Below are 10,680 nucleotides of genomic sequence, written 5' to 3' on the forward strand. Positions count from 1 at the left end.
AGGGTGGCAGCATTGTGGATGTGACCATCCTGTCGGGTCCGCGCGTGTTCCATGCCGCAGTCAAGGCAGCCATGATGCAGTACACCTGCGTCACCGATGGTGGCGATGTGATTGCCACGCAGGAATTCAATTTCAAGGTGGAGTAAGTTTCAGGGAGGTGAAGGACAATTGATGATCAATTATCTTGGTTCACCTTTGAATCGGCTGTGAGTTTCCATTTGACCGTAGCGCTGCAGATGCGCAATGGTAGCGGTGTGCGTGCTGTAGAGTTAACTGAAACAACCTACTCATTGACTCAGGTATCTGAAATACGCGATGTATTTGAGCCACAGTCATGAATTTATGGGTAAGTCCTTACCCAACTTCACATTTTGTTACTTTATAGTCACAACACCGACACAAATGCAGGTTGTCGACGGGTGGTGACCTGTAGCCAATTTTGGCGTGAATTTGAATTGCTTTGTGTTCTAGATCTTTAAAGGTAACTCATGATGCATTCCAGCTCAGGTAGATATATTTTCAAACCGACTTCGGTGGCTCGGGCATTGATCGTTGCGTATGGCGGACTGGCCTTTGTGTCTGGCGCTGCGCTTGCTCAGAGCGACACCACGCTGGAGCGTGTCGAAGTGACCGGCTCAGCTATCAAGCGCACCAATGTCGAGGGCCCAGCGCCAGTCGAAATCGTGACCCGCAAGGAGATTGCTCGCTCCGGCGCCACTTCGGTCAATGAGTTGTTGCATAACATTCCCTCCATCGATATTTTTGACCAAGGTGAACTTTCTTCCAATTCGCCAGCGGGCTCCGGAACGGCCAGCGTCCGTATGCGTGGGCTGAGCGATAGCCAGGTTCTGGTCTTGCTCAATGGACGCCGTTTGCCCGTCAATGCGCTTTATGATTCCTCTGGAGCCGGTGCAGCCTTCGACATCAACTCACTGCCTATTGGGGCAATTGAACGCATCGAAATTCTCAAGGATGGCGGCTCAGCTATCTACGGTGCGGATGCTGTGGCTGGTGTGGTCAACTTTATCACCAAGAATGACTATCAGGGTATTGAAGTAACCGCCAACCTTGGCACAAGCAGTCGTAGCGATGGGGCCGAAAAGCGTTTTGGTCTTTCCGCAGGTTTTGGGGATTTGACCAAAGACCGTTACAACGTTTTGTTTGGGCTTGATGTGTTCAAGCGTGATCCTATTTATCGCAAGGATCGCGATATTTCCAGTTCGGTAAACTTTCAGGCATTTGGTGGCCCGGATCGCCGTAGTGGCTTTGCGCCGGCCGGCAATGTGCTTGATCCTAATACCGGCAATTTTGTCGGGTTGCCGTACACCGCTTGCGCACCAGAAGATACCGGTGCGGGCAATATCTGTCGTTATGACTTTAACAAGAGCGTCCTGACGGCATACAACGGTGCAGACCGGGTGAGTGCTTTGGCAATCGGTACGGTACAACTAACGCCAACCACTAAAGCGTTTGCTGAGTTCACTTATTCCACATCGAAGGACCATTTTGAGGCACACCCTGTGCCTGACTATTTCATTGTCCCGATCACCGACCCAGCCCAGCAACCCTATGATATTGGGGACGGAAGTATTTATATCGCTGGACGTTTCATGCAAGGCGGGCCTCGCACCACTGATCGTAAATCCGACTTTTTTAACACCGCGCTTGGTGTGGATGGAACCGTAGGAAATTATGACTGGAAGGTCAGCTACAACCATGGCGAGAGCAAGGTCACCAACAGTGATTCCAATTACTTTGATTACAACAAATGGCTGGTTGCAACGTCCGATGGGTCGATCGACCCAACTTCTGGCGCCAACGATCCAGCCTTGGTGCAAAGCCTGCGAGTCTATCCAGTGCGTGAAGGCGTGTCCAAACTGGACAGTTTGAATGCCCAACTGAGTGGTGATGTCATGCAGTTGCCTGCCGGCACGCTGCGTTTTGCGGTTGGTGTCAGTGCAAACCGTGAAACCCTGACGGACACGCCGGATGAATTAACCCAAAAGGGTGAAGTGGTTGGTAGCATCGCGCAGGCGGCAGTGGATGCGTCACGTACTTATCAAGCTGTTTATGGTGAGTTGTCTGTTCCAGTTAGCAAGACAATTGAAGGGCAGGCGGCAATCCGTTATGACAAATACGGCAGCACCAATGCCACCAGTCCGAAAATTGGTGTGAAGTGGACTGCAATGCCCGAATTGGCATTTCGTGGTTCATACACCAAGAGCTTTCGCGCACCGGTGCTGAAGCAGTTGTACGGTGCACAAGAGGAAGGCGCGACCAACATCACTGATCCTGCTTCATGCCAAATCCTGGGTGTGCCTTTGGATGCAAATGGTGAATGCTTTTACTCAGCCTATCAGGTCAATGGTTCCAATCCGGATCTGAAGCCGGAGATAGGCAAGACACTTAATTTGGGTATGGTGTTTGAATTGGCGAAAAACTTCAACGCCAGTGTAGATTGGTGGAAGATTCAGATGAGCGACTCGATTTCTTCCCCAACCATTACCTCTGCTATTGAGGAAGGGCTGTATACCAGGGTTGGACCCAAGACATCTATCTTTACCAATTTGCAGAATATCGCTCAGCGCGAGACGGCGGGGATTGATATCGATGCCCGTTGGCGCCTCGGCGGCACACCCATTGGTAACGTGACGATTCGGAACCTGTTAACTTACTACACCACCAACAAAACGCGCTCAACGGATGCGGACCCGTGGGCAGAATTTTCTGATACCTATGCAACGCCGGTTTATCGCAATGCGATGAATGTGACTACCGAAACTGGTCCTTGGACGTTTGGTGGTACGTTGAAGACAGTGGGGGGATTCTTGGACACGGAGCAGCCCATCGAAGCCAATGCGACGACGCGTCGGGTTTCATCCTTCACGGAGCTTGATGTGGTGACGCAGTATTCTGGTTATAAAAATCTGGAATTGACCTTTGGTATCAAGAACCTGATGGATCGTGAGCCACCTTTCAGTATCCAGAATGTGAGCAGCAACAGCTATAGCCAAATGGGTTTTGCTGAGTTGTACACTGCCCGTGGCCGTTTCTTTTACGCCGGGGCAAAGTACACTTTCAAGTGAGATTGGGTGACTTTCAAATCAGGGCGCCCGAAAGGGCGCCTTTTTTTCAGGGGTGACAGATCAAGCCCAGCATCATCCGTCCATTTTCATTTCAAACCATGATTTCATCACTTCCCACAATCAGCCGCCGTTCTGTCGTAGCCACTGCATTTTTGGGGCCTGCCTTATCACCGTTTGCATGGGCGGACGAAGCGGCACCTGTCGCTGTATTGGACATCAAGAGCTTCTTTCGCGCGCCTCAGCTGTCTTCACTGCGTTTGTCGCCTGACGGCCGCAACATAGCCGCGCTTCGCGAGTACAAGGACCGGATCAACATCACGGTGGTGAATGTGGCCACCAGAAAACCTCTGATCGTTACCAGCTTTACAGATGGTGACGTAGCGAGTTTGTCATGGGTGAACAATGAGAGACTCATTTTCACAATGATTGACAGAGAGCGCGGCGGGGGTGACCAGGTCGGTAGCGGTCTGTTTGTCATTGATCGCGATGGCAGTAACTTCAAATCTATGGTTGAACGCAGTCTGTTGACCGAGGGAGAAAAGTTGCTCCCTGCGGGAACCAGTTTGCATGGCCGTGCGTTGGCAGGTGGATTGCCCACAGATGATGTGGTGGTTGAGGTGCCGTCTTTTCAGGGTAAAGGCCGTTTTGCCAGCAATCTTTACAGGCTAAATACTGCAACTGGTCGTAGCACCTTGATGACCTTGGGCGGCCCGGCAAATACTCAGTCATGGGTCATTGACAGGTCAAACATTGTGCGTGCAGCGACTGTGACAGTCGAAGACACCACCAGCGTGTATCTGCGCGATTCTGAGCAGGCACCTTGGCGTGTGATTTTCAAGTTTGGTCCAGCTGAACCAACGGCAGCGGTGGTGCCACTGGCATTTGATGTTGCTGGAAAGCTATACGTCAGTGCATATGCGGGATCCGATACGGCAGCCATCTATGGATTTGATGCCAAGACAGGCGCACTTGAATCCCAACCGGTCTTTGCAATTAAAGGATTTGACGTGACCGGTGGCCTGCGGTTCAGCCCGGACGGCGCTCGTCTTTTGGGTGTTGACTACGATGCTGATCGGCCGTCAACCTACTGGATTGATGATGCACTGGCAAAGGTGCAGGTACTGGTTGATCAAGCAATACCGGACCACGTGAATCAGCTACAGCTGCCGCTTACTAACGCAGAATCTCTGATCTTGGTGTCTTCGTATTCCGACCGGGATCCAGGGAGATTCCTGCTTCTGGATCGGCAAACCAACAAGTTGGAGCAAATCGCGCAGTCACGTCCCTGGATGCCTGTTGAACGGATGCGTCCAACAAGCTTCTTGCGATATGCGACCCGCGATGGCATGTTGATCCCGGCACAGTTGACAACGCCCGTGGGTCAAGGGCCATTTCCTCTGGTGGTATTGCACTACGGTGGCCCCTGGGTTCGACCGATCGAATGGCGCTGGGACCCGCATGTGCAGTTTTTGGTGTCACGAGGCTACGCGGTGTTCATGCCGGCGCCACGCGCATCAACTGGTTTTGGTGTCAAACTGTTTAAAGCGGGCTGGAAACAGTGGGGCTTGGGTATGCAGGACGATGTGACCGATGGTGTCCGGCAGTTGATCAAGGATGGCATTGCCGATCCGAGGCGGGTTTGTATTGCAGGCGCCAGCTACGGTGGATATCTGACCATGATGGGGTTAGCCAAGGAGCCATCTCTGTTTCGTTGTGGCATCAATTGGGTTGGGGTGACCGACCCATCCTTCATGTTTAGCGTCACATGGACGGACTTCAACCGTGTGGATGCGGCACGCTTCACGTTGCCCTTGCTCATTGGGGACCCCGACAAAGATAAGGAGCAGTTCAAGCGTACGTCACCGGTCGAGCGGGCGGCAGATATCACGCAACCAGTGCTAATGGCTTACGGGGGACTTGACAATCGAGTGCCATTAATTAACGGTGAAAAAATGCGTGCTGCGCTTGCGTCTCACAACAAAAAAGTGGAGTGGGTGGTCTATGCTGATGAGGGGCATGGCTGGTTGAAGGTGGCTAACAATGTCGACTTTTGGACACGGGTGGAGAAATTTTTGGCCGAGAACATGAAGGCGATTGGTTGATTGCTACAAGCTTTTTAGTTTGCACTGGTTAAGACAAGGTCTGATGTTACTGACACACCACGCTGACCTGGCCATGAAATCACGAGCTAGGGTCTCTGAAGACAATCTTTTTCCGCATGTGCTTCCTGTCACACAGGTTGGGCGTGCTGCGATCAAACATCAACAGCCTGCTTGCGTGTGGCTCACGGGCCTGTCGGGTTCAGGTAAGTCAACGATCGCTGGTTTGTTGGAGTTGCAGTTGTTGGGACAGGGACGGCACACCTACTCGCTCGATGGTGACAACGTGCGCTGCGGGTTAAATCGTGACTTGGGCTTTACCGATGCAGATCGTGTGGAGAACATCAGGCGCGTGGCAGAGGTAGCGCGATTGATGGTGGATGCCGGCCTGATTGCCATTGTGTCGTTCATTAGCCCGTTCCGGACTGAACGGGCTTTTGCGCGTTCCTTGTTTATGCCCGAAGAGTTCATGGAAGTTTTTGTCGACGCGCCGATTGCGGAATGCATTCGGCGAGATCCCAAGGGGCTTTATGCCAAGGCGATCAAGGGACAAATCCCCAATTTCACGGGAATTGACAGCGTTTACGAAGCGCCCGAGGTGCCAGAGGTTCATTTGCGCACTTCAGAAGAATCCACACGCCAATGCGTAGAGCGTCTATTGGTGGCACTTGCGAAAATGTGATGAGTCTGAAACATGACCGTAAACGAAACCTTGCAGTCGCTCAGTAATCTGGCATCGCATCTGCTTCAGAGTGGACGTGTGCCAGAGGCGATCAAGGCTTATCAGCGGCTGCTGGCGATGAAGCCAGATTTGCCTGACAGTTGGTATAACTTGGGATATTTGCAACAGCGAATGCGGTTATTCGAGGTGGCGTTGACTTCCTACAGTCGGGCATTGCAATACGGCGTTTATTGCCCCGAGGAGGTCCAACTCAACCGCGCGGTGATCCTGGCCGAACACCTGGGAAAAACCAGCGAGGCCCTCTCGGAAATTGATTTGGCGCTGCAGCTGAACCCGCGTTATGTGCCTGCGCTGCTCAATCTTGGTAACATTCATGAGCAATGTGGCGAAAGGAAACAGGCGCTTGCCGCATACGAGGCGGTGCTGGTAATCGAACCTGCCAATGCGCTGGCACTTTCGCGCTTGCCGAATCTAAAACTTGCAATTGGCGCTAGCGATCCTCTCATTGAACGGTTGGAGCGGGCGATTGCAAACCCAGGCATTACCGCCGCAGAGCGCGCTGATCTCGGATTCGGGCTTGGCAAAGCGCTGGACAGTGCGGCAGAGTATGACCGCGCTTTCGCCGCATATTCTGCCGCCAATGATGCCAGTCGCCTTAGCGCCCATCCCGGGGGCGCACGTTACGATGCCTTGGCGCACGAGCGTTTCATTGATCGACTGGTGGCTGCTTTTCCTTCACATATGAGCTACTCTAAACAACTGGCCGGACCGGTGCAGCCGCTGTTTATTTGTGGGATGTTCCGCTCTGGTTCGACGCTGGTCGAACAAGTCCTGGCTAGTCATGCGCAGGTGACGGGTGGAGGTGAGATTGATCTGCTGCCAACCATGGCGCGGGAGCACCTAATGCCGCTGTTGAACGAATCGACCGGTGCGATTGAGCCGTCCAAACTTCAGCAACTGAGAGACATCTACCTCAGCAAGGTTGCTGCCAGGTTTCCTGGCAGCAAGTTGGTGACAGATAAGCGGCCTGACAATTTTCTCAACATTGGACTCATCAAACTGCTGTTTCCTGAGGCAAAGATTATTCACACCCGGCGTCATGCCATCGACAACTGTTTGTCTATTTTCTTTTTGCATCTGAGCCGCTCAATGCCGTACGCGCTTGATCTGCTTGATATCGCGCACTGGTATCGCCAGTATGAGAGGCTGATGGCGCACTGGAAGTCGGTTTTCGGTGACGACATTCATGACGTTGACTATGACGGAATGGTGACTGACTTTGAGCCGACCATCCGTCGTCTGCTGAGTCATTGTGAGTTACCCTGGGATGCGACATGCTTGGCGTTTCACAAGACCAATACAGTCGTGATGACACCCAGTGCCTGGCAAGTCCGTCAACCGCTGTACACGCGGTCATCGGGTCGCTGGCGACACTATGAGCGTCATTTGGATGCATTGCGCGCCGCGTTTGACCGACCGCTGAGTGCATGAAGCGGATTATGTTTCAATCTATGGCATCATCGTTCGTTATCTTGAAAATATTTCCATGAATTTAACTTGGTTCATTGGCTGTTTACGGCGTGCCTCTCTATTTGCTTTGTACTGGTTAGTGGCTTCTGCCATTCCCATTTTTCTCTTGGGTTGCACCGAAGTCTCCAACAACCCACACCCGCCGAGCACGGAAAAGACCAACACGTTGTTCGTGCCGTTCAGCAACCGCTCGCCCAAGTACCTTGACCCAACCAGTTCGTATTCCAACGACGAAACACCCTACACCTACCAGATATATGAGCCACCCTATGGCTACCATTATCTGAAGCGACCCTACACACTGGTCGGTCGTGCAGCGCAAGGGATTGCCAGTCCCCAATACTTTGACAAAGAGGGCAAGGCGTTACCCGACAACGCAGCTGGTGAGCTCATTGCCGAGACGATTTTTGATGTCAAGCTAAAACCGGGAATCAAGTTCGCGCCGCATCCAGCTTTCGCCAAAAATGACAAGGGCGAGTATGTTTACCATGCGCTGCGGCGCGAAGACGTTGCCGACAAGCACCAAATCACCGATTTCAAGCAGACCGGCACGCGTGAACTGACTGCCGACGACTACGTGTACTCGATCCGGCGCCTGGCTACGCCGCGTATCAAGTCGCCCTCGTTCTCGACCATGGCCGACTACATCGTTGGGCTGAAAGAGTATGGCGAAAAAATCACAGCGGCCGACAAGGAACTGCGCGCCCAGTTGGCGCCAACCGATCGTGATCTTCCTTTTTTGGATTTTCGCAAGTACCACTTTGACGGCGCGCAGGCGCTTGACAGGCACACGCTGAGGATACGCATCAAGGGCAAATATCCACAGTTCAAGTACTGGCTGGCAATGACTTTTTTTGCGCCCATTCCGTGGGAGGCAGAGCGCTTCTATGCACAGCCAGGTATGGCTGAAAGGAATCTGAAGCTCAACTTTTGGCCGGTCGGAACGGGACCCTACATGCTGACGGAGTTCATAGAAAACCGGCGCCATGTGCTGGAACGCAATCCGAACTTCCGGGGTGAACCGTATCCGTGCGAAGGTGAGCCCGGCGATGCAGAGAAGGGTTACCTGGCTGATTGCGGCAAGACGACGCCATTTGTGGACAAGGTGGTGTTTGACATTGAAAAGGAAAGTGTGCCCTTGCAGGCCAAGTTTTTGCAGGGCTACTACGATTCTCCCGCCATTGAACGGCTGGATCATGGCACCGGCTATATCGTGGCCATGGGTGACGACAAGAAGAAGGAAAAGGAATTCAAAGAGAAGGGCATCAAGCTGCCTACCACGGTGGAGGCCAACAACTGGTACATTGGCTTCAACTGGCTTGATCCGGTGGTGGGCAAGGGCAGCAGCCCTGCGCAAGCCGAGCGCAATCGCAAGTTGCGTCAGGCACTTGCCATAGCGATTGACTGGGAAGAGCACATTGCGATTTTTGAGCGCGGCCAGGGCATGCCTGCGCAGGGACCATTGCCGCCATCGCTTTTTGGTTACCGTGAAGATGGTCCATCGGCCTTCAATTCGGTGGTTTATCGCAAGGATCCCGATGGCAAGCGGGTGCGCCGCTCGGTTGATGACGCCAGGCAGTTGTTGGTCGAGGCGGGTTACCCGGACGGGCGGGACGTCAAAACAGGCAAGCCCCTGGTGCTGAACTTTGACTATCAAAACGCAGCGCCTGGTGCCAAGGCGCTGCTCGACTGGTACACCAAGCAATTTGCCAAGATTGGCATCCAACTGGAGGTGCGGGCGACCGACTACAACCGCTTTCAGGACAAGATGAGCAAGGGTTCCATCCAGATTTATTTTTGGGGCTGGCTTGCCGACTACCCGGATGCAGAAAATTTTCTCTTCATGCTTTACGGCCCCAATGCCAAAGCACTGACCGACGGCAATGGTGAAAACAACTCAAACTATCAAAATCCTGAGTTTGACAAGTTATACGAGCGTTTGAAGTTCCTGGAAGATGGGCCGGAGAAACAGGACATCATTGACCAGATGATTGTGCTGGTGCAAAACGATGCCGTGTGGAGTTTTGGCTACTTTCCAACTTCTGCAGCCGCTTACCACCAGTGGGTCAGCAATGGCAAGCCGACACAAATCATCCGCAACCATATTGGTTACTTGCGGCTTGATCCAGAATTGCGTGCCCGCAAAATCGCGGAATGGAACCAGCCAATCTGGTGGCCAATGCCACTGATTCTGCTGGCGCTGATTGCAGCCATCGTGCCGGCATGGTTTGCCTGGCGCAGGCGTGAACGCGAAACGGCCGCCCGTTCCATCGCTATCGAGACCTGAACATCATGATCAATTACATCTTCCGGCGCATTGGTTATGGCATGCTGATTCTCATCGGCGTCAATATTTTTACTTTCATTTTGTTCTTTGCTGTCAACACGCCTGACGATATGGCACGCATGAACATCGGCGGCAAGCGGGTCACGCAGGACGCCATCGAGAAGTGGAAGGTTGAGCGCGGCTACAACAAACCCTTGCTCTGGGACAGTCACCAGGTGGGGGTGGAGAAGCTGACAAAAACAATCTTTTTTGAGCGATCAGTGCCGCTGTTTGCCTTGGAGTTTGGCGCATCTGACAGTGGGCGCGACATTGGCTATGAACTAAAAAAACGGGTTGGCCCGTCGGTTGCGCTGGCCATTCCTACCTTCCTTCTGGGCATTTTCGTCGTCATTGTTTTTTCTTTGACGCTGGTGTTTTTCCGCAATACCTACCTTGAGTTCTGGGGTGTCGCGCTGGCCGTGTTCCTGTTGTCAGTCTCTGGTTTGTTTTACATCATTGCGGGGCAGTTCTTATTCAGCAAACTCTTGAGGCTGGTGCCCATCTCAGGTTTCTCGGCTGGCTGGGACATGTTTGTATTTTTGGCGCTGCCGGTGGTGATTGGCATAGTGTCCCGCCTAGGCGGTGAGGCGCTGTTTTACCGCACCATGTTTTTGGAGGAGATTGGCAAGGACTACGTTCGCACGGCGCGCTCCAAGGGCTTGTCCGAGACCGTGGTGCTCTTTCGACACGTGCTTCACAACGCGCTCCTGCCAATTTTGACCAGTACCGTCGCCGTGCTGCCGCTGCTGTTTCTGGGGGCGCTGATCATGGAATCGTTCTTTGGCATTCCGGGCCTTGGTAGCTTCACCATTGATGCCATCAATGCGCAGGACTTCGCGGTGGTTCGCTCCATGGTTTTTGTCGGCTCCCTGCTTTACATCGTCGGACTGATTCTGACGGATATTTCCTACACAGTTGCTGATCCTCGCATCCGCTTGGGCTAATTCTCGCAGGACC

6 protein-coding genes are annotated in these 10,680 nt (G+C 53.0%); all 6 read left to right on the top strand.

Features of this window, described 5'->3' with window-relative positions; genetic code table 11:
* Positions 1–488: 488 nt before the first annotated feature.
* Complete coding sequence (locus tag PHF15_RS09365; RefSeq protein ID WP_300120574.1) at positions 489–3,086, top strand: TonB-dependent receptor; 2,598 nt, start codon at positions 489–491, stop codon at positions 3,084–3,086.
* 98 nt (positions 3,087–3,184) lie between these two features.
* A complete protein-coding gene (locus PHF15_RS09370; protein WP_300120575.1) occupies positions 3,185–5,188 on the top strand; it encodes a prolyl oligopeptidase family serine peptidase in 2,004 nt (667 codons plus the stop codon).
* A 73-nt stretch (positions 5,189–5,261) separates the two neighbouring features.
* Entirely contained in the window at positions 5,262–5,867 is a 606-nt protein-coding gene (gene cysC, locus PHF15_RS09375; RefSeq protein WP_300120753.1) for an adenylyl-sulfate kinase, read from the top strand.
* A gap of 12 nt (positions 5,868–5,879) precedes the next feature.
* On the top strand, positions 5,880–7,358 hold the full coding sequence (locus PHF15_RS09380) for a sulfotransferase (protein WP_300120577.1): 1,479 nt from the start codon (positions 5,880–5,882) through the stop codon (positions 7,356–7,358).
* 55 nt (positions 7,359–7,413) lie between these two features.
* Positions 7,414–9,684, top strand: coding sequence for an ABC transporter substrate-binding protein (locus tag PHF15_RS09385; RefSeq protein WP_300120579.1), 2,271 nt, complete (start codon positions 7,414–7,416; stop codon positions 9,682–9,684).
* Positions 9,685–9,689: 5 nt separating this feature from the next.
* Complete coding sequence (locus PHF15_RS09390; protein WP_300120580.1) at positions 9,690–10,667, top strand: ABC transporter permease; 978 nt, start codon at positions 9,690–9,692, stop codon at positions 10,665–10,667.
* Positions 10,668–10,680: the final 13 nt, after the last annotated feature.

Source organism: Rhodoferax sp. (assembly GCF_028689295.1).
Classification (GTDB): domain Bacteria; phylum Pseudomonadota; class Gammaproteobacteria; order Burkholderiales; family Burkholderiaceae_C; genus Rhodoferax.